Origin of the sequence: Microbacterium murale, from assembly GCF_030815955.1 — a bacterium.
Classification (GTDB): domain Bacteria; phylum Actinomycetota; class Actinomycetes; order Actinomycetales; family Microbacteriaceae; genus Microbacterium; species Microbacterium murale_A.
On record NZ_JAUSXK010000001.1, the window covers coordinates 3857428 to 3880325 of the forward strand.

Annotated in this window: 20 protein-coding genes; 11 read left to right on the forward strand and 9 right to left on the reverse strand. The window is 65.5% G+C overall.

All coding sequences use genetic code 11. The features are described from left to right. The first annotated feature begins 14 nt into the window (after nt 1–14). The 7 genes from QFZ46_RS18700 (at nt 15) to QFZ46_RS18730 (ending at nt 6702) form a co-directional block, all read left to right on the forward strand. On the forward strand, nt 15–596 hold the full coding sequence (locus QFZ46_RS18700; protein WP_307363933.1) for a DUF3000 domain-containing protein: 582 nt from the start codon (nt 15–17) through the stop codon (nt 594–596). Further along, complete coding sequence (locus tag QFZ46_RS18705; RefSeq protein ID WP_307363934.1) at nt 589–1782, forward strand: ribonuclease D; 1194 nt, start codon at nt 589–591, stop codon at nt 1780–1782. The genes QFZ46_RS18700 and QFZ46_RS18705 overlap by 8 nt, the downstream gene beginning before the upstream one ends. Nucleotides 1783–1855: 73 nt before the next feature. Beyond that, entirely contained in the window at nt 1856–3061 is a 1206-nt protein-coding gene (locus QFZ46_RS18710) for a thiolase family protein (RefSeq protein ID WP_307363936.1), read from the forward strand. An 8-nt stretch (nt 3062–3069) separates the two neighbouring features. Continuing rightward, nucleotides 3070–5217: a 3-hydroxyacyl-CoA dehydrogenase NAD-binding domain-containing protein gene (locus QFZ46_RS18715; protein WP_307363938.1), complete on the forward strand. Its 2148-nt coding sequence runs from the start codon at nt 3070–3072 to the stop codon at nt 5215–5217. 152 nt (nt 5218–5369) lie between these two features. Then, on the forward strand, nt 5370–6065 hold the full coding sequence (locus QFZ46_RS18720) for a hypothetical protein (protein ID WP_307363940.1): 696 nt from the start codon (nt 5370–5372) through the stop codon (nt 6063–6065). 136 nt (nt 6066–6201) lie between these two features. Further along, nucleotides 6202–6375, forward strand: a complete 174-nt coding sequence (locus tag QFZ46_RS18725) for a hypothetical protein (RefSeq protein WP_307363942.1) — start codon at nt 6202–6204, stop codon at nt 6373–6375. Between the two features lie 18 nt (nt 6376–6393). Beyond that, entirely contained in the window at nt 6394–6702 is a 309-nt protein-coding gene (locus tag QFZ46_RS18730) for a hypothetical protein (protein ID WP_307363944.1), read from the forward strand. Nucleotides 6703–6717: 15 nt separating this feature from the next. On the opposite strand, the gene dxs is transcribed toward QFZ46_RS18730, so the two are convergent. From dxs to dut, 5 genes are all read right to left on the reverse strand, one after another. Beyond that, the gene (gene dxs, locus QFZ46_RS18735) at nt 6718–8658 is read right to left on the reverse strand and encodes a 1-deoxy-D-xylulose-5-phosphate synthase (protein WP_307363946.1); all 1941 of its coding nucleotides are present in this window, start codon (nt 8656–8658) and stop codon (nt 6718–6720) included. Nucleotides 8659–8827: 169 nt separating this feature from the next. Then, the gene (locus tag QFZ46_RS18740) at nt 8828–11659 is read right to left on the reverse strand and encodes an aconitate hydratase (protein WP_307363948.1); all 2832 of its coding nucleotides are present in this window, start codon (nt 11657–11659) and stop codon (nt 8828–8830) included. Nucleotides 11660–11811: 152 nt separating this feature from the next. Further along, nucleotides 11812–12552 carry a DUF3159 domain-containing protein gene (locus QFZ46_RS18745; RefSeq protein WP_307363951.1) on the reverse strand — a complete coding sequence of 247 codons (741 nt, stop codon included), beginning with the start codon at nt 12550–12552 and terminating at the stop codon, nt 11812–11814. Then, nucleotides 12549–13139, reverse strand: a complete 591-nt coding sequence (locus QFZ46_RS18750; protein WP_307363953.1) for a DUF3710 domain-containing protein — start codon at nt 13137–13139, stop codon at nt 12549–12551. Before QFZ46_RS18750 ends, QFZ46_RS18745 begins: the two co-directional genes overlap by 4 nt. Continuing rightward, on the reverse strand, nt 13136–13609 hold the full coding sequence (gene dut, locus QFZ46_RS18755; protein ID WP_307363955.1) for a dUTP diphosphatase: 474 nt from the start codon (nt 13607–13609) through the stop codon (nt 13136–13138). The genes QFZ46_RS18750 and dut overlap by 4 nt, the downstream gene beginning before the upstream one ends. 12 nt (nt 13610–13621) lie before the next feature. Here dut and QFZ46_RS18760 point away from each other — a divergent pair, with 12 nt between their 5' ends. Further along, the gene (locus tag QFZ46_RS18760; RefSeq protein WP_307363957.1) at nt 13622–14104 is read left to right on the forward strand and encodes a DUF3093 family protein; all 483 of its coding nucleotides are present in this window, start codon (nt 13622–13624) and stop codon (nt 14102–14104) included. 118 nt (nt 14105–14222) lie between these two features. Here QFZ46_RS18760 and QFZ46_RS18765 read toward each other — a convergent pair whose 3' ends face one another. Further along, a complete protein-coding gene (locus tag QFZ46_RS18765) occupies nt 14223–14516 on the reverse strand; it encodes a DUF4193 domain-containing protein (protein ID WP_033107339.1) in 294 nt (97 codons plus the stop codon). Between the two features lie 198 nt (nt 14517–14714). On the opposite strand from QFZ46_RS18765, the gene sepH reads away from it, so the two are divergent. Then, on the forward strand, nt 14715–15773 hold the full coding sequence (gene sepH, locus QFZ46_RS18770) for a septation protein SepH (protein ID WP_307363958.1): 1059 nt from the start codon (nt 14715–14717) through the stop codon (nt 15771–15773). 24 nt (nt 15774–15797) lie between these two features. On the opposite strand, the gene QFZ46_RS18775 is transcribed toward sepH, so the two are convergent. Further along, entirely contained in the window at nt 15798–16874 is a 1077-nt protein-coding gene (locus QFZ46_RS18775; protein WP_307363960.1) for an alkaline phosphatase family protein, read from the reverse strand. A gap of 95 nt (nt 16875–16969) precedes the next feature. Between QFZ46_RS18775 and QFZ46_RS18780 the strand changes: the two genes are divergently transcribed. After that, on the forward strand, nt 16970–19414 hold the full coding sequence (locus tag QFZ46_RS18780) for a DNA gyrase/topoisomerase IV subunit A (RefSeq protein ID WP_307363961.1): 2445 nt from the start codon (nt 16970–16972) through the stop codon (nt 19412–19414). Between the two features lie 30 nt (nt 19415–19444). Here QFZ46_RS18780 and QFZ46_RS18785 read toward each other — a convergent pair whose 3' ends face one another. Beyond that, the gene (locus QFZ46_RS18785) at nt 19445–20410 is read right to left on the reverse strand and encodes an arginase family protein (RefSeq protein WP_307363964.1); all 966 of its coding nucleotides are present in this window, start codon (nt 20408–20410) and stop codon (nt 19445–19447) included. Further along, a complete protein-coding gene (locus QFZ46_RS18790; protein ID WP_373457660.1) occupies nt 20407–22485 on the reverse strand; it encodes a DNA gyrase/topoisomerase IV subunit B in 2079 nt (692 codons plus the stop codon). Before QFZ46_RS18790 ends, QFZ46_RS18785 begins: the two co-directional genes overlap by 4 nt. Nucleotides 22486–22668: 183 nt before the next feature. On the opposite strand from QFZ46_RS18790, the gene QFZ46_RS18795 reads away from it, so the two are divergent. Beyond that, nucleotides 22669–22887: a DUF7455 domain-containing protein gene (locus QFZ46_RS18795; protein ID WP_307363966.1), complete on the forward strand. Its 219-nt coding sequence runs from the start codon at nt 22669–22671 to the stop codon at nt 22885–22887. Nucleotides 22888–22898: the final 11 nt, after the last annotated feature.

The window sequence follows — 22898 nt, forward strand, 5'->3', positions numbered from 1 at the left end:
TCTAGCCTGTCAGCGTGAGCGCACATCCCGATGCCGGAGCGCATTTCGAACGTGCCGCAGCCGAGCTGCGCGACACGGTGTTCCGAGACGACATCGTGATCCGCGAGATCCCCTCTCCGCAGGGGCTCGCCCCGTTCTCGATCGCACTCGCCGCCGATGTCCGTCCGGACGACCACGGCGACTCCGTCTACGGAACCGGCCGCTTCGTGCTGCTGCACGATCCTGACGCTCCTGCGGCGTGGGGCGGTGCCTGGCGAATCGTGACGTTCGCGCAGGCGCCCCTCGAACCCGAGATCGGCACCGATCCCCTTCTCGCCGATGTGACCTGGTCGTGGCTGGTCGACGCGCTGGAATCACGAGACGCGGTCTACCACTCGGCGTCCGGAACCTCGACGAAGACGCTCTCAAAGGGTTTCGGGGCGCTGACCAGCGAAGGCGATGGCGCGCAGATCGAACTACGATCGTCTTGGACGCCGGAAGAGCCGTTCCGTCCGCACGTGGAAGCATGGGCCGAACTCGTCGGTATGCTCGCCGGTCTCCCGCCCGGCTCAGAGAACATCGCCGTACTCGGCGCACGAAAGGCAGGGCGTGACTGAGTTCACCGTCATAGACGATCCGATCGAGTTCCAGGCAGCCTGTCGTCTGCTCGCCGCCGGCACCGGACCTGTCGCCGTCGACGTCGAGCGAGCCTCCGGCTTTCGTTACTCGCAGCGTGCGTACCTCGTGCAGGTGTTCCGGCGCGACGCCGGCGTCTTCCTCTTCGACCCGCCGGCGATCGGCGACTTCTCACCTCTGCAGGCAGCGATCGGCGACGTCGAATGGGTCTTTCACGCTGCCAGTCAGGATCTCCCGTCGCTTCGTGAACTCGGGCTGGAGCCTGCGACGATCTTCGACACCGAGCTCGCCGCCCGGCTGCTCGGCCACGAGCGTGTCGGCCTCGCGGCCGTGGTCGAAGACACCCTCGGCATCACACTGAAGAAGGAGCACTCTGCGGCCGACTGGTCGACGCGTCCCCTACCGGATTCGTGGCTGGACTACGCAGCACTCGATGTGCTTCACCTGGTCGATGTGCGTGACGCCATCGCTGCCGAACTCGAAGAGCAGGGCAAATCCGAATTCGCCGCACAGGAGTTCGCAGCGACGCTTTCTCAGCCGCCCCGGCCACCACGAGAAGACCCTTGGCGCCGATTGAGCGGTCTGCATCAGGTCAAGGGCGCGCGGGGTCTCGCCATCGCGCGATCATTGTGGGAAGCACGAGAAGAGTTCGCCCAGCAGCAGGACACTTCCCCCGGGCGTCTGGTACCTGACCGATCATTGGTCGCAGCCGTGCTCGCCAATCCTCAGAGCAAGCAGGCACTCGCCGGAGTGCAGGCGTTCAACGGCCGCGCGAGCAGGTCGCAGCTCGACCGCTGGTGGGATGCGATCGTCCGCGGGCGCGAGGCTCCTGCCGTTCCTCGCGAGCGGGGGCACAGTGACGCCCTTCCTCCCGCTCGAGCCTGGAGCGATCGGAACCCGGAAGCGGATGCGCGGCTCAAGCTCGCCCGGTCCTTGGTGGAAGCTCAGGCCGAAGAACTGGGCATGCCCACCGAGAACCTGCTGAAGCCTGAGACCCTTCGTCGCGTGGCATGGGTTCCGCCCGAATTGACCACGGATGCCGTCGCCTCTGCCCTCGCCGATCTCGGCGCCAGGCCGTGGCAGATTGATCAGACTGCACAGAAGATCGTGGATGCCTTTGTAGAAGCCGGTCAATCGGTCGATCAGCCCGCCGCGCCGGAGTCGTAGGTTCGATCCAACCGATTCCCCTGCTTCTGCGGCGACTCGTAGTCTGAGGTCATTCCCTAACCTTGGAGGCAGAGTGGCCGAGATATCGGACGTCTACTTCGTTGATGGCGTACGCACACCCTTCGGGCGCGCCGGCGAAAAAGGCATGTACTGGAACACCCGCGCCGACGATCTCGCCGTGAAGGCGACGATCGGCCTGATGGAGCGCAACTCAGGCGTTCCCGCGGACCGAATCGATGACGTTGCGATCGCAGCGACATCGCAGACGGGCGATCAGGGCCTGACGCTCGGCCGTTCGGTCGCGATCCTAGCGGGCCTGCCCAACACCGTTCCAGGTCTCGCAGTCGAGCGCATGTGCGCAGGCGCCATGACGAGCGTCACCACGATGGCCGCATCGATCGGCATCGGAATGTACGATTTCGCCCTCGCGGGTGGTGTCGAGCACATGGGGCACCACCCGATCGGCGCCAACGCCGACCCGAACCCGCGCTTCGTCGCTGAGAAGATGGTCGACCCAGGGGCACTCAACATGGGCGTCACGGCCGAGCGCATCTTCGACCGCTTCCCGCATCTCACCAAGGAGCGCTCCGATCGCTACGGAATGCTGAGCCAGCACAAGGTGCAGGCCGCTTACGATGCCGGCAAGATCCAGCCTGATCTGGTGCCGGTCGCCACGAAGGGCGCCGACGGCGCCTGGGGCCTCGCTACGGAAGACGAGGGTCGCCGTCCTCAGACGACGATGGAAGACCTTGCCTCGCTCAAGACGCCGTTCCGTCCGCACGGTCGCGTGACCGCAGGAACCTCGTCTCCTCTGACCGACGGCGCGACCATGTCGCTGCTCGCCGGTGGCGGCGCGGTGAAGGAACTCGGCCTGAAGCCGAAGATGAAGATGGTATCGTTCGCCTTCGCCGGCGTGCAGCCTGAGATCATGGGCATCGGTCCGATCCCATCGACAGAGAAGGCGCTCAAGAAGGCCGGCCTGACGATCTCCGACATCGGCCTGTTCGAGTTGAACGAGGCCTTCGCCATCCAGGTGATCTCCCTGCTCGACCACTTCGGCATCGCTGATGACGACCCGCGTGTCAACCAATGGGGCGGCGCGATCGCGATCGGGCACCCACTCGCAGCATCCGGTGTGCGACTGATGATCCAGCTCGCGGCGCAGTTCGCTGAGCGTCCTGACGTGCGCTACGGGCTCACCGCGATGTGCGTGGGTCTCGGCCAGGGTGGCTCTGTCATCTGGGAGAACCCTTTCTACGACGGCAAGAAGCGGAAGTGAGCGGCGACGTGACTGACTACGAAAAGATCGACTTCTCCCCCGTCGTGGCACTCGCCGGGGAAGATGAGGTCGTCACCCACTCCGTGCTGCGCGAGGTCCGGTTGCCATCCGGCAAGGTGATGGCGCTTATCACGCTAGACAACGGGCGCGACCACAATCGCCCGAACACCCTGGGCCCGGTGACTCTCACCGAACTCGGCGAGACGCTCGCGAGCGTCAAGGCCCGCGCGGCATCCGGCGAGGTCCATGCAGTCGGCATCACCGGCAAGCAGTACATCCTCGCCGCCGGCGCAGACCTCTCCGACATCTCGAAGGTGCAGTCGAAGGAACAGGCTCGTCTCATCGCGCAGCTCGGCCACAAGGTCATCGGCTCGCTCAGCGACCTCGGAGTGCCGTCGTTCGCCTTCGTGAACGGCCTGGCTCTGGGCGGTGGCCTCGAGATCGCATTGAACTCGACCTACCGCACGGTCGATGCCTCTGCAGCCGCCGTCGCGCTGCCAGAGGTCTTCCTCGGCATCATCCCCGGATGGGGTGGCGCCTACCTGCTTCCGAACCTCATCGGTATCGAGAACGCACTCGAGGTCGTGATCTCGAACCCGCTGAAGCAGAACCGCATGCTCAAGCCGCAGCAGGCGTTCGAGCTCGGCATCTTCGATGCGATCTTCCCCGCGGCGAACTACCTCGAGAACTCACTGGCTTGGGCGGATGCAGTACTCGGCGGCAAGAAGGTGGAGCGCAAGAACGAGCCGGGCAAACTGGAGCGCCTGACGAAGTGGCCCATTGCGATCAAGATGGCCCGCGGCATGCTCGAGTCGAAGATCGGCACCGTACCGAAGTCGCCCTACGCGGCGCTCGACCTGCTGGACAAGGCGAAGAGCGGCACCAAGGCAGAAGGCTTCGCCCGCGAGGACGAGGCGCTCAGCGAGCTCGTCACCGGCGATCAGTTCGCCGCATCGATGTACGCGTTCGACCTGGTGCAGAAGCGGGCCAAGCGTCCGGTCGGCGCGCCGGACAAGGCGCTCGCGAAGAAGGTGACCAAGGTCGGGATCATCGGCGCAGGTCTCATGGCCAGCCAATTCGCGCTGCTGTTCGTGCGCAAACTGCGCGTGCCGGTGCTCATCACCGATATCGACCGGGCCCGCGTCGACAAGGGCGTGGCTTACATCAACGATGAGATCGGCAAGCTCGAGGCGAAGGGGCGGCTGGACGCCGACGGCGCCAACCAGTTGCGCGGACTCATCCACGGCACCGTCGACAAAAGCGACTACGCCGACTGCGACTTCGTCATCGAGGCAGTCTTCGAAGAGGTCGGAGTCAAGCAGCAGGTGTTCGGCGAGATCGAGAAGTTCATCGCCGACGACGCGATCCTGGCAACCAACACCTCGTCGCTCTCTGTCGAGGAGATCGGCGCGAAGCTCACTCACCCCGAGCGTCTCGTCGGCTTCCACTTCTTCAATCCGGTCGCAGTCATGCCACTCATCGAGATCGTGAAGACGCCGGGCACGAACGAGCAGACGCTCTCGACGGCGTTCGTCGTCGCGAAGGGGCTCGGGAAGAACGCCGTTCTCACGGCCGACGCGCCCGGCTTCGTGGTGAACCGCCTGCTGGCGAAGGTCATGGGTGAGGCGGCTCGCGCGGTCTACGAAGGCACGCCGGTCGCCGAGGTCGAGAAGGCGTTCGGCCCGCTCGGCCTGCCGATGGGACCCTTCCAGCTCATCGACCTGGTCGGCTGGAAGGTCGCGGCTCACGTGCAGGACACGATGGTGCGGCACTTCCCGGATCGCTTCTACGCGAACGAGAACTTCCACGCGCTCGCTGAGCTCGACCAGGTCGTCGAGAAAGACAAGGGCGGCCGAGTGACCGGCTGGACGAAGGCCGCCGAGAAGGCGCTCAAGGGCCACGTCGGCACTGCTCCCGCCTCTTCTGAGACCATCCTGCGGCGCGTGCAGGACGGTCTCACTCAGGAGATCAGGCTCATGCTCGACGAGGATGTGGTGCCGGAGGTCGAAGACATCGATCTCTGCCTGATCCTCGGCGCCGGCTGGCCCTTCATCGACGGTGGGGCCTCGGTCTACCTGGATCGAGAGGGTGCCTCCGAACGTGTCTTCGATGGGACATTCCACACGCCGCCGATCCGCGGAATCGCGCACAGCTGACGCTGCGCAGCTCCCTCTGAAGGGGTCGTGTCCTCGGACGCGGCCCCTTCTCTGCGTCCACCCGGCCAACCGCTCACGAAATCCGGGTGAACAACTCGTGCGGAGCCATGAACTCGCGGCGCTTTGCGCGGGTGAACAGGCAGAGTGTGAGTGTGGATGCGATATTCAGCGCACTGGGCACCGGCACGATGAGCACACTCGTGAAGTCAGGCACTGCCGTCCTCACGACTCTGCTGGTAGTCCCCGCGCTTCTGAAGCTCTTCATCGTGACCGTCGACGAGGGATGGGCAGCCATTCGGACCCGCAACGGCAAACCCATCGTCCGCAAGGCCACCTCACGCAGTGTCCGCACCGGCAAGGGCACTGCGGGCGAGGTCGTAGTCCTCCATTCCGGCTCACACGGTGCGTTCCCACTGTTCTATTGGTACAAGCTCATCGATGTCCGTGTGCGCTCGACGGATCTGCCCGCTCGTCATCTCACAGGCGCGACGGGACATCAGCATCTCATCCACGCGTCGTTCGAGTGGCGCCCCGTTCCCTCAGGTCGCGACCTGAGGGTGTTCGAGCTCGACGTCGTCAACGTCAAGGAGCGCGCGGCGAACATCGTCGGCGCCGCTCTGCGCGACGTCATCCACGCCACGGATGGCCCGGTGCTCCCCCGCAACGAAGACATCAACGTCACGGTTCTCGCCCATTGCGCGGAGCGAGCGCTGTCAGCGGGCGGAATAGAGATCCTCTCCGTCATGATCACCGGTGATGCGCTCACCGACGGTTATCTGCTCTCCCAGGCGCTGCGCGAAACGGACCGCGGTCCTGCGGCTGTCGCCGCACTGCACGCCCTCAACTGAGGCGTCGTCACCGCGGCGCTTCTGAGATGCCGCGTTGCTATCATTCCAAGATGCGCCTCCCACCGGAGATCTACGCGGGCATGCGATCATGAGCGAGGATCGTCCACTTCCGTCGCCACGAACAGACGACGAACCGATGGCGTTCACTCGCGATGAACTCACCCGCGGCGCATGGTCTGCCTGGCTGACCTTCATCTCTCTGATGGCCGTCGGCGTGATGATCGTGCTCAGCGTGAGTTTCGCACTACGTCCCGGGTCGGGGCTGCTTTCGAGCTTGTGGTTCACCCTGCTGGCGGCGCTGATCGGATGAGCGCTCATCGGCGGACCGGTGTCTTTGTTCGCGATGGTGCTGGGAACGCTGATCGCCTTGCCGATCGGGCACGCTCTACGGCGCACGACCGGTCCGGCGCTGCACCTGCTGAGTTATAGCCTGCTCAGCATCGCCGCGGCAGCACTTGGCGCCTTCATCACCGCTCCGCTCCTGGAAGGGCTCGGCGACCTCGGCTCCGCGATCTCCGTCGCCGTCGTGCTGGCCGCGGTTCCCGCGGCCCCAGCCGGGTGGTGGCTGACATCACGGCGCGCCTTGCGTGATGATGCCTGGCGTGCGCGCGCAGGAACCATCACCGCACACGAGTAGGCGGGACTCGTGGGCTCAGCGCCGGTCGTGCAGCGGCAGATCGATGGCGCCGGTCTCTCCAGCATTGCGAGCAACTGGGATGCGGGTTCCGAGCACCTGCGACACGATGTCCTGTGCGATCTTCGGTGCAGTGAGGCCGGCATCCGCGAGGATCTGATCACGAGAAGCGTGGTCGATGAACTCGTCGGGAAGCCCGAGCTCGTCCACGGCGGTGTCGATTCCTGCTTCGCGGAGCACCTGGCGCACGCGGGTGCCGATGCCGCCGACACGGATGCCGTCCTCCAGCGTGATCACGAGACGATGCGACCGCGCCAGGTCGATGACCGACCGCTGCACCGGAATCGCCCAACGAGGGTCGATGACCGTCGCGCCGATGCCCTGGGCCCGCAGTCGCGCCGCGACGTCCATCGCCATCGCGGCGAACGGACCTATGGCCACGATCAGCACGTCCTCGCTCTCGCCGCGCGAAAGCACGTCAACGCCGTCACCCAGCCGTTCAACGGAAGGGATGTCCGGCGCCACTTCGCCCTTCGGGAATCGGATCACCGTAGGTGCGTCATCCACGGCGACTGCTTCGTCGAGCGCTTCCTTCAGCCGCGCGCCGTCGCGTGGCGCGGCGATGCGGATGTGCGGCACGATCTGCAGCATCGCGAGATCCCACATGCCGTGGTGGCTCGGGCCGTCAGGCCCGGTGACTCCTGCGCGGTCGAGTACGAAGGTGACGCCGGCCCTGTGCAGCGCGACATCCATCAGCACCTGGTCGAACGCTCGGCCCATGAACGTGGCGTAGAGAGCGACCACAGGATGCAAGCCGCCGAATGCAAGCCCGGCAGCCGATGCCACAGCGTGCTGCTCCGCAATGCCGACGTCATACACGCGATCCGGGAAACGCTCGGCGAACGGAGCGAGGCCGGTCGGTCGAAGCATCGCCGCTGTCATCGCGATGACCTTCGGATCGCGCTCCCCCACGCGGACCAGCGAATCGGAGAACACGTCTGTCCAGCTCTGCCCGCTGCTCGACAACGGTTCGCCCGTCGCGGGATCTATGCGGTTCACGGCATGGAACTGGTCGGCTTCGTCATCGCGAGCCGGCTGGTAACCGCGGCCCTTCTCGGTGATCGCGTGCACGAGCACCGGAGCGCCATACGACTTGGCGAGTTCCAGCGTCTCGATCAGCGCCGGGATGTCATGTCCGTCGACCGGCCCGAGGTACTTGATGTCGAGGTTGGAATACAGCGCCTCATTATTCGTGAACCGGGAGAGGAAGCCGTGCGTTCCTCCGCGGATACCGCGGAACATCGCGCGGCCCACTGGTCCAAACACTCGGAAGAGGCGGTCGGACTTGCGGTGCAGATCCTTGTACGCCCCGGCCGTGCGCACACGGTTGAGATAACGTGACATCCCGCCGATGGTCGGAGCATAGGAGCGGCCGTTGTCGTTCACGACGATGACCAGATTACGGTCGTTGTCGTCAGTGATGTTGTTCAGGGCCTCCCAGGTCATTCCCCCCGTGAGTGCGCCGTCGCCGACCACCGCCACCACATGCCGATCTGAGCGGCCCGTGGCTGTCAGCGCGCGCGAGACGCCGTCGGCCCAGCTCAGCGAGCTCGACGCATGGGAGGACTCGACGACGTCATGCGGGCTCTCACTGCGCTGCGGGTAGCCTGCGAGCCCACCGCGTACGCGCAGAGCGGAGAAGTCCTGCCTGCCGGTGAGCAGCTTGTGCACGTAGGACTGGTGGCCTGTGTCGAAGATGATCGGGTCATCCGGAGATTCGAAGACGCGGTGCAGAGCAATGGTGAGTTCCACGACGCCGAGGTTGGGACCGAGATGTCCGCCGGTGCGAGACACATTCTGGACGAGGAACTCTCTGGTCTCCGCGGCGAGCTCGACGAGTTCGTCAGGGGTGAGCTCATCGAGATCTCGTGGTCCGGTGATGCGCTGCAGAATCGGCATCCGCCCTCCTCCTGGTTCCGGGAACCGGGTGGTCACCCACTCAGTCCCGCCCGTAGATTCTATCCTCGCAGTCCGAGAACTTACGGTTAACCCGGTTGCGCGGCGCCACGTGTCCGGGTATGCAAGAGGGCCCGGGCGGCACAGCGCCCGGGCCCTCTCACAGCGTTGATCAGACCAGCGAACGCAGAACGTACTGCAGGATGCCGCCGTTGCGGTAGTAGTCCGCCTCACCGGGGGTGTCGATGCGGACGACCGCGTCGAACTCCACGGCCTGCTTGCCCTCTGGCGAGTGCTCGCTCGGTGTGGCCGTGACGTGAACCGTCTTCGGTGTGGTGCCGTTGTTGAGTTCCTTGAGACCCGAGATCGACACGACCTCAGTGCCGTCAAGACCCAGCGTCTCCCAGCTCTCGCCGGCAGGGAACTGGAGCGGGACGACGCCCATGCCGATCAGGTTCGAGCGGTGGATGCGCTCGAAGCTCTCGGTGATGACCGCCTTGACGCCCAGCAGGCTGGTGCCCTTGGCCGCCCAGTCACGCGAGGACCCGGAACCGTACTCCTTGCCACCGAAGATGACCAGCGGAGTGCCGGCCTCCTGGTAGTTCTGACTGGCGTCGTAGATGAACGACTGCGGGGCCTCTGCCTGCGTGAAGTCGCGCGTGTATCCGCCCTCGACTTCGGCACCGTCGTTGACAGCGCGGACCAGCTGGTTCTTCAGACGGATGTTCGCGAAGGTTCCGCGAATCATGACCTCGTGGTTTCCACGACGCGATCCGAAGGAGTTGAAGTCCTTCTGACGAACGCCGTGCTCTTCGAGGTACTTCGCTGCCGGCGTGGCGGCCTTGATGTTGCCTGCCGGGCTGATGTGGTCGGTCGTGACCGAGTCGCCAAGGGTGGCCAGCACGCGCGCGCCGGTGATGTCGCTCACCGGGGTCAGCTCCATCGTCATGCCCTCGAAGTACGGAGGGCGACGCACGTAGGTCGACTTCTCGTCCCACTCGAAGATCGGGCCGGTAGGCGTGGGCAGGCTCGTCCAGCGCTCATCACCGTCGAAGACGGTGGCGTACTGCTTGATGAACTGCTCGCGCGAGATCGATGAGTCGATGATCTCCTGCACTTCGTCCGGCGCGGGCCAGATGTCCTTCAGGAAGACGTCGTCGCCCTGCTCGTCCTTGCCGAGAGCATCGGTCTCGAAGTCAAAGTGCATCGAACCGGCGAGAGCGTACGCGACCACAAGGGGCGGCGAGGCGAGATAGTTCATCTTGACGTCAGGGCTGATGCGACCCTCGAAGTTGCGGTTGCCCGACAGTACCGCCGTGACCGCGAGATCGTGGTCGTTGATGGCCGCGGAGACCTCTTCGATCAGCGGACCGGAGTTTCCGATGCAGATCGTGCAGCCGTAGCCGACCGTGTAGAACCCCAGCCCCTCGAGATCTTTGTCGAGGCCGGACTTCTCGTAGTAGTCGGTGACGACCTTCGACCCGGGGCCCAGCGTGGTCTTGACCCAGGGCTTCTGCTTCAGCCCGCGCTCGCGCGCCTTGCGTGCGAGCAGGCCTGCGGCGATCATGACCGACGGGTTCGACGTGTTGGTGCACGAGGTGATCGCAGCCAGCGTCACGGCGCCGTGGTCGAGAATGTACTTCTCGCCGGAAGGCGTGGTGACGGGCACCGGCTTGGAAGAGCCGCTGACACCGCTGGAGATGTGCACAGGACGGGTGTCCGTGTGCTCATCACCGGGAGCCGCGCCCGGGTCGGATGCCGGGAACGAGTGCTTGGACTCGAGATCCACGATCGAATCGGAGGTGCTGGCATCCGCGTAGTTGAGGATGTCCTTCTCGAACTGCGACTTCGACTCCGACAGCAGAATGCGGTCCTGCGGACGCTTCGGACCGGCGATCGACGGCACCACAGTGCCCAGATCGAGCTCCATGTACTCGCTGAAGACCGGCTCGACGGCCGGATCGTGCCAGAGGCGCTGCTGCTTCGCGTACTCCTCGACGAGGGCCACGGCCTGCTCGTCACGGCCCGTGAGACGCAGATACTCGGTGGTGACGGCGTCGATCGGGAAGATCGCGGCGGTCGAGCCGAACTCGGGGCTCATGTTTCCGATGGTGGCACGGTTCGCGAGCGGAACGGATGCCACGCCCTCGCCGTAGAACTCGACGAACTTGCCGACCACACCATGCTTGCGCAGCATGTCGGTGATCGTGAGCACGACGTCCGTCGCCGTCACTGCCGCTGGGATCTGGCCGGTGAGCTTGAAGCCCACAACCCGCGGGATCAGCATCGACACGGGCTGTCCAAGCATCGCGGCCTCAGCCTCGATGCCGCCGACGCCCCAGCCCAGCACACCGAGGCCGTTGACCATGGTGGTGTGAGAATCGGTGCCGACGCAGGTGTCGGGGTAGGCCTGGAGCACACCGCCGTTGACGCGGTCATAGATGACCTTGGCAAGGTGCTCGATGTTCACCTGGTGCACGATGCCGGTGCCGGGGGGAACGACCTTGAAGTCGTTGAACGCCGTCTGGCCCCAGCGCAGGAACTGATAGCGCTCGCCGTTGCGCTCGTACTCGATCTCGACGTTGCGCTCGAGAGCATTGTCGGTGCCGAACAGGTCGGCGATGACGGAGTGGTCGATGACCATCTCAGCCGGCGAGAGCGGGTTGATCTTGTTCGGGTCGCCGCCGAGGGCGGTCACGGCCTCGCGCATGGTGGCGAGATCGACGATGCAGGGCACGCCGGTGAAGTCCTGCATCACCACACGCGCCGGCGAGAACTGGATCTCGGTGCTGGGCTCCGCCGCAGCATCCCATGACCCGAGCGCCTCGATCTGCGACTTCGTCACGTTCGCACCGTCTTCAGTGCGAAGCAGGTTCTCGAGGAGTACCTTCAGGCTGAACGGGAGCTTCTCAAAGCCCGGAACCGTGTCAACGCGGAAGATCTCATAGTCGGTACTGCCGACCGTCAGGGTGCTCTTGGCACCGAAGCTGTTCACCGTGGACACGAATCCGTCTCCTTCTTGTCTGATGGAAGCGACAGGCGACTCCATCTTGCTCGCGTGCGGCGCTGTCGGCTAGCAAGGCACACCTAACAGTGTGCGCTGTGAAAGCCTGCCAGCGAAAGACCACAATTTATCTTGATGTCAAGATAAATCTATCACGAACGGGATGCTGTGGTCTGCGGCGACTCGCGCGGATAGAGAGCCCGGACGACGAGCCAGGTGACCGCGATGAGCGGTGCGAACAGCGGCAGTCCCATGATCAGCTTGAGCGTGCCGAGCGCTGTCACCTGATCGGTCAGGTAGAGCGGCAGTTGCACTGCGAGCCGCGCGAAGAAGAGCGCGGCCCAGGCGATTCCGAGAAGGCGGAACGCGCGGCGCTTGCGCTTATCCGCGCGCCAGGCGGTGGCCTCCCCCATCAGGAATCCTGCGGCGATACCGATCAGCGACCATCCGATCAGTGCGGAGACGAGGAAGGCGGTTCCGTATACGGCGTTCGTGATGAGCCCGGGGACGAAGTTGTCGGCACCACGGCCGGTCCACAGCGCGAGCGCAGCAGCCGCACCGGCGGCGATCAACCCGCCCAGCGCAGCCGAGGGCGGCGACTTCTGCGCCAGACGCACGACGGTGAACACGGCGGCGAGACCGACGGAGACGCCGAGCGAGAGGATGAGCGGCTCAGGCTTGACGGTGAACAGGATGACGAACGCGAGGCTGGGCAGAACCGATTCGAAGACTCCTCGCCAGCCACCCATGGCCGACCACACGACCTTCTGCGTGCTGGCGTTCTCTGCGGGATCAAGGCCTACCCTACGCGCAGCTCCGCCGAGTGCTGCGCCGAGCAGCTCAGAGGTGCGCTGCTCGTGCGGCTCCTCGTCGTCGCGGTCGTCGCTGCTCACGCGGAGCCCGGCGTGGCCGGCATCTTCAGCGGGATCAGATCACGCGGTGGCATCGGAGCCCCACCACGGACCACGACGATCGAGCGGAACAGGTCCTCGATCTTGTCAGCGGCGTCCGGGTCGGAAGCTGCAGCTCCACCGATCACGCCGCGGAGAAACCATCGCGGGCCATCGACGCCGACGAAGCGCGCCAGCCGCAGTTCGGAACCCTCCGATGCCGGGCTGGGCACTTCGGCGAGCAATTCCTTGCCAAGCGGTCCTTCCCGCTCCTCCACACGTCCGCCCTGCTGGCGCACCTGGTCGATCAGTTGCGCGCGGGTCTCGTGCCAGAGGCCGAGCGTTCGGGGAGCCGCGAACGGCTGCACCTGGAGCGATGAGTCGGCATAGTCGAGTCCGACCGCGACGATGCGCTTGGTCTGCTCCTCGACTTCGAGTCGGAGATTCAGTCCCTCACGCGGAAGGATCTTGATTCCACCGAGGTCGATGTACGGGCGGATCGGGTTCGCTTCGGTTTCATCGAACGGGCCCTCGGTCGAGCGGTTCGCTGGTGCCGACTTCGAAGGCGGCTGGGTGATCTCTTCAGTCATCTGCTGTTTCCTGCCTGTTCGGCGCCCTGCGCCGGCGCCTGATATCCAGTGGATCCGAACCCGTCCGCACCGCGCACGCTTTCCGGAAGCTCGTCGACCGGGATGAAGTTCGCACGTGTCACCGGCATGATGATCAGTTGGGCGATCCGGTCCCCGACCGCCACATCGTACGCGCTCGAGCTGTCCGTGTTGAGCAGGCTCACTTTGATCTCACCGCGATATCCCGCGTCCACCGTGCCCGGTGCGTTCACGATCGTGATCCCGTGCTTGGCCGCGAGGCCGCTACGAGGTACGACGAACGCGGCGTATCCGTCCGGTAGCGCGATGCGGACTCCGGTGGGAACGAGGGCACGCTCTCCGGGCTCGAGGCGCACAGGCTCGGCGGCCACCAGATCGGCGCCGGCGTCACCCGGATGGGCGTAGTGCGGCGGCACAGACGCGATAATGGGGAGATCAACGGAATCGCTCACCCCACGAGGCTAATGCAGAACGCCACTCCTGACACGCTCGTTCGCTATCGCGAACGTCTCTCGCCGAGCCTGTGGCTTCTGGTCACAGCCGCCGTCGCCGGCCCCATGGTGACACTCTCGTTCACTCCGCTGGGCTCACTGCCCGCACTGCTGCTCGGCGCCGCGGCCGCGGTGCTGCTGATCGGCACTCTGATCGCGGCGTCACCCGCGGTGCGTGTGACCGGCACCGTACTTCGCGCAGGGACGGCGCACATCGACGCTCGCTGGCTCGGCACCGGCGTGGCACTGGTCGGCGAAGACGCACGCCAGGCGCGAGGCACCGCGCTGCCCGCACGCGGCTGGCATCTGATCCGCGGCGGGATCGACGGGGTGGTGGTCGTCCAGAACATCGACCCGAATGATCCCGCGACGAGCTGGACCATCTCGACGCGCACTCCGGACCGGCTGCTCGCTGCGATCCGTGACGCGCAGGTCGCAGCATCCACGCACGCCTGACCCCGGAGCACCCCGGTTCAGAATGGTGCGGTAGCGCGCCGACCTGCCTGGCAGGCGCGTGAACGACAACGCGCCCCAAGCCATGCGGCTGGGGCGCGTGAACGCGGTGCGTCTGCGATCAGGCAGCGCACTCCTTGCAAATCGGGCCTTCTGCGCCTTCGTGATCGAGCTGCGAGCGATGCTTCACGAGGAAACAGCTCATGCAGGTGAACTCGTCCTGCTGCGCGGGCAGCACGACGACATCGAGCTCAAGGTCGGAGAGGTCGGCACCCGGGAGGTCGAAACTCGACGGGTTGTCGGAGTCCTCGTCGCCGGTCGTGCCGGACAGTTTGTCCGGGACACGCTCCTTGAGGGCTTCGATCGACTCGGAGTCGTCTTCGCTCTTTCGGGGGGCGTCGTAGTCGGTTGCCATGCGGTAGATCTCCACTTTCATGGTGCTAGTGGGCGGTGCGCCGTCGGGTACGCGGCGGGCATAGTTTGCACGACGTGGAGACATTTAGCAAATGCCGCCACGCGCGACAGATCAAACTCACGGCACGCCCAGCGTATTCCCGGCTCTCACGGCCTCTCCGTGACACCATGATCGGACACCCATCAGAGGGGCATTCGCATGGAAAACGTCACTATCGTCGGCACCGAAGACGACCTGCTGATCCTCGCCACCGGTTCCGGCGAGAGATTCGCGCTCGCCATCGACGACGTTCTGCAGCGTGAGATCCGCCGCGCGCGCCGTCGCGACACGGACGACGCACCGAAGATCAACGCGAGCCCTCGCGAGATCCAGGCTCACGTGCGCGCCGGGCTCTCCGCAGCCGAGGTCGCAGAACTTCTCGGCATCAGCCTCGACGACGTCTCTCGTTTCGAGGGACCGGTGCTCGCGGAACGTGAGCACATCATCGGCCAAGCACTCGCCGTCCCGGTGCTCATCGGCAGCGAGGTCGAGCCCGATGCACAGCCCACCTTCGGCGTCGCGATCCACGCCAAGCTCGCAGACCTTCAGGCGTCTGCTGAGCGCTGGGCGAGCTGGAAGGACGACTCCGGCTGGATCATCAAGCTGGAGTTCGACGCGAACGATGTCTCGCACGACGCACGATGGAGCTTCGACCCGCGACGAAGCGCGCTTTCGCCGCTGAACGCCGATGCGACCCAGCTGTCACGTCAGGGATCTCTTCCCGAGGGACTCATCCCCCGCCTCCGAGCTGTCGACAGCGACCGCGCGGAGTCTCCGTACAAGGACGACAGCCGCTTCGACTCGGGTGCGTTCGGGCCGCGACTCCTGCCCGCTCCTGATGCCGACATCGAAGACCCTCAGCCTCCGGAACGCTCCAATGCCGCGGCACAGGCCGCAGCGATCAAGCGCGCGCCGGACGAGTCGGTGACCAACGCTGAGACAGCGGATCTGCTCGAGGCTCTGCGCCGACGCCGTGGCCAGCGCGAGAGCGCACCCCTGCTCGATGACGAATCGTCGCAGCGCTCGGAGCGTGCGGAGGATTCCGGCCCGATAGCACTGTTCGAGTCTCTAGATCCGGAGTACGTGGAGCAGAGGCCGGCACGAACGCCTGACCCGGCACCAGAGGATTCGACCCCCGAGAACTCCGGTCGTCGTCGCCGCCGCAATGCCATGCCATCGTGGGACGAGATCGTGTTCGGCGCTCGCACGGACGACTGATCCGGCACGCGATACCGCGGTCGATCAGACCGCGAAGGCCCCTCGCCGGATGTACGGGACCTGACGCTCCTCCGGCGTGAGTGCGCCGTGCTGGCCGATCATGCCGCGCGCGCGCTGATCATCGGCCGTTCCGTCATAGAACGCTCTGTTGCCCCGCGCGATGACCAGCAGATCACCGATGCGGGACAACGCGTCGGGCGTCACCTCCGCACCGAACAGGCCTGCGCTCACGGCCTCCGAGCGGCTGAGAACGTCGGCGTCACCCTCGCTCGCGATGCGCCATGTCGCCACGATGCCCTGCGCGTCGGCGTCTGCTTCGAGATACACGTGCAGCATGCGGGGCTCTCCCCCGAAATGGCGCACCCCCTCGAAGCGAGGGTCACCCTCGTCGAGCACGACATGCCGATGCGCGGGCACGTCGATCATGCCGTGATCCGCCGTGACGAGCACGCCGACCTGGCGCGGAGGGTTGATGGAGAGTGCGGCATCGATCTCTTCGAGCGCTGCGATCCATTCCGTCGAGGCGACGCCGTGCTTATGCCCTGCCTTGTCGACCTCGGGGAGGTAGCAGTAGACGAGTGAGCCAGGACTATCAGCGGCACGCTGGTAGGCGACGGCCACACGCTCAGCGGGTGTCTTCGCCGCTATGAATTCGGCACCGCGCAGGGTCGCCTTCGTGAAACCGCTGGTCGCATAGGCGGCGACGCCGACCGCATAAGACCCGTGTCCGACCGCGGCGGCCCTCTCGAAAACTGTCGGCGTCGGCTGCCAGATGAGCGGATCGATCCCGTCGCACTCCCAGCCGGAGAGCTGGTTCACCAGCCTGTCGCGTGATCGGTCGAGCACCTGGTAACCGACCAGTCCGTGTTCGCCGGGCGCAAGACCCGTCAGAGTGCTTGTGAGCGCGGCCGCTGTGGTCGTCGGGAACACGGAATAGGCGACGTCCTTCTTGCCCAGGCCGGCCGTGAGGTGGCGGGCATGTCCCGCGTGTCCGCGCAGCTGTATCGCACCGAGTCCGTCGACGATGACGAGGACGACGGAGCGGGCAGGTCTGAGCGGCCCGTCCGCACCATTGAGCGCCGCGAGCAAGTCGTTCGCCACCCCGGTCAGGCTCCGAGCCGAGGGGGGCGCTGACGGTAGAATCAGAGACATCCGAGCCAGTCTTTCACAGGCCCAGCAACGTCCCCAGGAAGTCCATGCCCCGCACTGAATCCGCCGAGCCCGTCGAGGAGCGCATCCAGGACATCGATCTGTCCACCGAGATGCAGGGATCATTCCTCGAGTACGCCTACTCGGTGATCTATTCCCGCGCGCTCCCGGATGCTCGCGACGGCCTCAAGCCCGTGCAGCGTCGCATCCTGTACCAGATGGCAGAGATGGGGCTGCGCCCCGAACGCGGCCATGTCAAGAGCGCTCGCGTCGTCGGCGAAGTGATGGGAAAGCTGCATCCTCACGGCGACTCCGCCATCTACGACGCACTCGTGCGTCTCTCGCAGGACTTCGCACTTCGCGTCCCACTCGTCGACGGTCACGGAAACTTCGGCTCGCTCGACGACGGCCCTGCCGCATCGCGGTATACAGAGGCCCGCCTCGCGCCGGCGTCACTCGCCCTCACCGAGAATCTCGACGAAGACGTCGTCGATTTCGTCCCGAACTACGACGGTCAGTTCCAGCAGCCTTCGGTGCTGCCTGCAGCGTTCCCCAATCTGCTGGTCAACGGCGCGAGCGGCATCGCGGTCGGCATGGCCACGAACATGGCACCGCACAACCTCATCGAAGTCGTGGCGGCGGCGATTCACCTGCTGGAGAATCCGGATGCCACGCTCGATGAGCTGATGGAGTTCGTCCCGGGGCCGGATTTCCCCTCCGGCGGCATCATCATGGGGCTGGACGGCATCAAGGACGCCTATTCCAACGGCCGCGGCGCGTTCAAGGTGCGCGGCAAGGTCTCGGTCGAATCCATCGGCCCCCGCCGTACCGGCATCATCGTCACCGAACTGCCGTACATGGTGGGGCCTGAGCGCCTGATCGAGAAGATCCGCGATGCCGTGCAGGCGAAAAAGCTGCAGGGCATCAGCGACGTCAACGACCTCACCGATCGTCAGCACGGTCTACGCGTCGCGATCGGCATCAAGACCGGGTTCGACCCGAACGCCGTGCTCGAGCAGCTCTACCGGTTGACGCCGCTGGAAGACTCCTTCAACATCAACAACGTCGCGCTCGTCGAGGGACAGCCGCGCACCCTCGGCCTCAAGGAGATGCTCAGCGTCTACGTTGGCCACCGGCTCGAGGTCATCACGCGACGCAGCCGGTACCGACTGGCCCGCAGGGAAGAGCGTCTGCACCTCGTCGAGGGTCTGCTCGTCGCGATCCTCGACATCGACGAGGTCATACAGGTCATCCGCTCCTCGGATGACTCCGAGCAAGCGCGCTCACGACTGCGCGCGGTGTTCGATCTCTCTGAGGCACAGGCCGAGTACATCCTCGAGCTTCGCCTGCGCAGACTGACGAAGTTCTCCCGTGTCGAACTGGAGACCGAGCGGGACGCGCTGCTGGCGGAGATCGCCCAGCTCCGAGAACTGCTCGGCAGCGACATGCTGCTGCGTGCACAGGTCGCGAAAGAACTGGATGCCGCGGCCGAGGCGTACGGCACGCCGCGACGCACGCTGCTGATGAACGGCAAGCCCGTTGCACCCCGCCGCGCGAAGCCCGGTGAGGCCGACCTGCAGATCGCCGACGCGCCGACCGTCCTCGCCCTGTCGACGACCGGTCGCGCGGTACGTGTGGACCTGGCCGAAGGGCAGGAGCTGAGCCGTCCGGCGCGACGCAGCAAGCACGATGCCATCCTCTCGACGATGACCACCACCGTGCGTGGAGAGGCCGGCGCCATCACGACCACCGGACGGCTGCTGCGCTTCTCCCCCGTCGATCTGCCCTCCGTCCCCGGCACGTCGGTGCAGCTGGCCGCCGGCACACCGCTGCGCGATTACCTGGGCATCACCGCTCGCTCGGAGAAGGTGCTCGCGCTGGTGGACCTCTCCTCGGAGGTGCCCGTCGCGTTGGGTACCGCACAAGGAACGGTCAAACGTATCGTGCCGTCCACACTGCCCGTGCGCCCCGAGATCGAGGTCATCTCCCTGAAGCCCGGCGACGCAGTCGTCGGCGCAGCCGTCGCCGCGGACGATGCCGAGATGGTCTTCGTCACCACGGATGCTCAGCTGCTTCACTTCGCCGCTTCCGCGGTTCGTCCGCAGGGCGCAGCAGCCGGAGGAATGGCGGGTATCAAGCTCAGCTCGGGCGCAGCGGTTCTCTTCTTCGGCGCCACGCCTGCGACGGAAGACGTGACTGTCGCCACCGTCTCCGGCGCCGAAGGCGTGATCCCCGGAACGGATGCCGGACGCGCCAAGATCTCCGTCTTCACGGAGTTCCCGGCCAAGGGACGAGGCACCGGCGGGGTTCGCGCACATTCGTTCCTCAGGGGCGAAGATCGTCTCACCGTGGCATGGGTGGGCGCAGCGCCTGCCTATGCGGTCGGTACTGACGGCGCCGTGCGCAAGCTGCCAGAGACCCCGGCCAAGCGCGATGCTTCCGGTCAGCTGATCGACGGTGTGATCGGATCGATCGGCCGCCCTGTCATCTGACTCGAACTGGAACGTCGCCGACGAGTACTTTCAGTCGCTCTCGGCGGCGTCCGTTCCGAGTTCTCCGAGACCTTCTTCGATGATCCTCGCAACGGTCTCGGCGTAGGCCCCGTCCGGATCCAGATCCGGATCGAAGACGGTGACAGAGGCGCCCCACGCCCGCGGAGCGAGGCCCCTGAGCAGGGCGATGAGCTCGTCCGGTGCCAGACCGCCCGGATCAGGGCTGTCGACAGCGGGCATGTGCTCAGGATCGAGCACATCCACATCGACCTGAAGCCAGAAGCCTCGTTCCAGGTCGGGCACGGCGAGGATCTGTGCGGCGGCGCGCACACCGCCGTGCAGGATCACACGGTCCGCCGGAATCGTCATCGCGATCAGAGCCGACAGTTCGGCGACGTCTTCATCTTCACGCCGGCATCCGACGTGCGCAGTGGCGTTCGCCTCGAAGTAGGGTCCGAGACCGTCGACGTCGGCGATCTCGGGGAGGTGAAGCCCGAGAGCAGCCGCGAGGTCCTCACCGGCGAGGCTCCCATACATGTCGCTGTTTCCCGGATGCCGGAAGTCGGTGTGCCCGTCGACGTGCACGAGCCCTCCACCGCCCGACACCTTGGACGCCATTCCGGCAGCGACGAGCAGGCTGCAGTCGCCGCCGAGCACGAGAGGGGCGTATCCCGCGCTGCAGGCTTCGACGATGCGGTGCGCCAGGAGCCTCGCGTGGTAGACGATCGCACCCTGATTGCGTACGGTGCCAGGGGCACGACTCGCGCCGTCGTCCACATAACGGCCCGGCAGCACCACACCCCAATCGACAGCTCCGCGGCCGAGCAGCGTCTCGTGCAGGCCCGCCTCGCGCAACGCCTCGGGCGCCTTGGCCGTGCCGGGGACCGCACCCGGCTGCGGGGGCCGCAGACCGAGATTCGACGGGGCGGAGATCAGCGCGATCACAGGGGCGTTGTCCCCCGTATCGCCGTCACTCTCCCGCCGACTCGTCGTCACGCGTCGATCGACTCCCGCGAGAGCTGATCGGACGAATCGATGATGAACTCGCGCCGAGGGGCGACTTCGTTGCCCATGAGCAGTTCGAACACGCGGCCGGCGGCCTCGGCATCCTCCATGCGCACGCGACGAAGCAGGCGACCGCCACGATCCATCGTCGTGTTCGCCAGCTGATCGGCATCCATCTCGCCGAGGCCCTTGTATCGCTGGATCGGCTCGTGCCACCGCTTGTTCGCCTTGCGCAGCTTCGCCAGCAGTGTGTGCAGCTCCTGCTCGGTGTACGTGTAGATGGTCTCGTTCGGCTTCGAGCCGGGATTCATCACGATGACGCGGTGCAGCGGGGGCACAGCGGCGAACACACGCCCCTCTTCGATCAACGGGCGCATGTAGCGGAAGAAGAGCGTGAGCAGCAGTGTGCGGATGTGCGCGCCGTCGACGTCGGCGTCGCTCATCAGGATGATCTTGCCGTAGCGGGCCGCGTCGATATCGAACGTGCGGCCCGATCCAGCACCGATCACCTGGATGATCGAGGCGCACTCGGTGTTCGACAGCATGTCGCCGATGGAGGCCCGCTGGACGTTGAGAATCTTGCCACGGATCGGCAGCAGCGCCTGCACTTCGCTGTCGCGCGCTCGTCGAGCCGTGCCGAGTGCGGAGTCGCCCTCGACGATGAACAGCTCGCTGCGTGCGACGTCATTCGAGCGGCAGTCGACGAGCTTCGCCGGAAGCGAGGAGGATTCCAACGCGTTCTTGCGACGCTGCGTCTCTTTGTGCGCGCGTGCGGAGATGCGCGCCTTCATCTCGGAGACGACCTTGTCCAGCAGCTGGCTCGCCTGGTTCTTGTCGTCTCGCTTGGTGGAGGTGAACCGTGCCCCGAGCTCTTTTCGGAGCACCTGAGCGACGACCTGGCGCACGGCAGGAGTGCCGAGAACTTCCTTCGTCTGGCCCTCGAACTGCGGCTCAGGAACCTCGACTGTCAGCACCGCGGTGAGGCCGGCCAGCACATCGTCCTTCTCGACCTTGTCGTTTCCGACTTTGAGTCGGCGCGCGTTCTGCTCGACCTGAGAGCGCAGCACCTTCAGCAGCTCCTGCTCGAACCCCTGCTGGTGTGTACCGCCCTTCGGCGTGGCGATGATGTTGACGAATGAGCGGGATACCGTCTCATAGCCGGTTCCCCAGCGCATCGCTATGTCGACGCGGCATTCGCGCTCGACCTCCTGCGAAGTCATATGCCCGTTCGCCTGGAGCACCGGAACGGTCTCCTTGAAGGTTCCCATGCCCTGGATGCGCCACGTGTCGGTGATGGGCGCGTCGACGGCCAGATAGTCGACGAACTCCGAGATCCCTCCGTCATAGCGATACGACGTCTCGACGCTCTCTTCGCCGCGTTCATCACGCACGACGATCTCGAGCCCTGGAACAAGGAACGCCGTCTGACGTGCGCGGTTCTCGAGTTCGGCGAGCTGGAAGGCGGCATCCTTCGTGAAGATCTGGCGATCCGCCCAGTACCGCACCCTCGTACCGGTGACACCGCGGGGTGCTTTGCCCGCGATCCTCAGTTCGCTGCTCTTCTCGAATGGCGCGAACGGCGCATCCGGACGCTTCTCGCCCGAATCCTTGAAGTTGCCGGGCTCGCCGCGGTGGAACGACATCGCATAGGTCTTCCCGCCGCGATCGACCTCCACGTCGAGGCGCTCCGAGAGAGCGTTCACGACCGAGGCACCGACGCCGTGCAGACCACCGGATGCCGCATACGAGCCGCCGCCGAACTTTCCGCCGGCGTGGAGCTTGGTGTAGACGACCTCGACGCCGGTCAGTCCCGTGCGCGGTTCGATATCCACCGGGATACCGCGGCCCTTGTCATGCACTTCGACGCTGCCGTCCGCGTGCAGGATGACATCGATACGCGTGCCGTTGCCTCCGACGGCTTCATCGACAGAGTTGTCGATGATCTCCCACAGGCAATGCATGAGGCCGGGGGATCCGTTGGATCCGATGTACATGCCTGGGCGCTTGCGGACCGCTTCGAGGCCTTCAAGCACCTGAAGATGATGGGCGGAATACTCAGCGGTCACAATCCTCAATTCTATTCGCGGCGACCGGCGAACCGTCGCAGACACTCCCCTCGTGCCCCAGTCGGACTGCTTCGGCGTACGCGCTGAGCGAAACACGCCGCCCAGCGGGCATGACTATCAGTCAGCCGTGGTTGTATTGAGAACATTCCCACTGGAGATGCCGATACCCGAGGAGGCACCGAGATGAACGCTACAACCGAACGTGAGCCCTCCACTGTCGAGTACCGTCTGACCGCGATGGACCGTTGCGACTCATGTGGCGCACAGGCCTACATCGCCGCCGAGGTCAACGGCTCTGAACTGCTCTTCTGCGCCCACCACGGTCGCAAGTACGAAGAGAAGCTTCGCAGCATCGCCACCTCCTGGCACGATGAGACCTCGCGTCTCGCCGACGCTGTCTGATACAGCCCGCC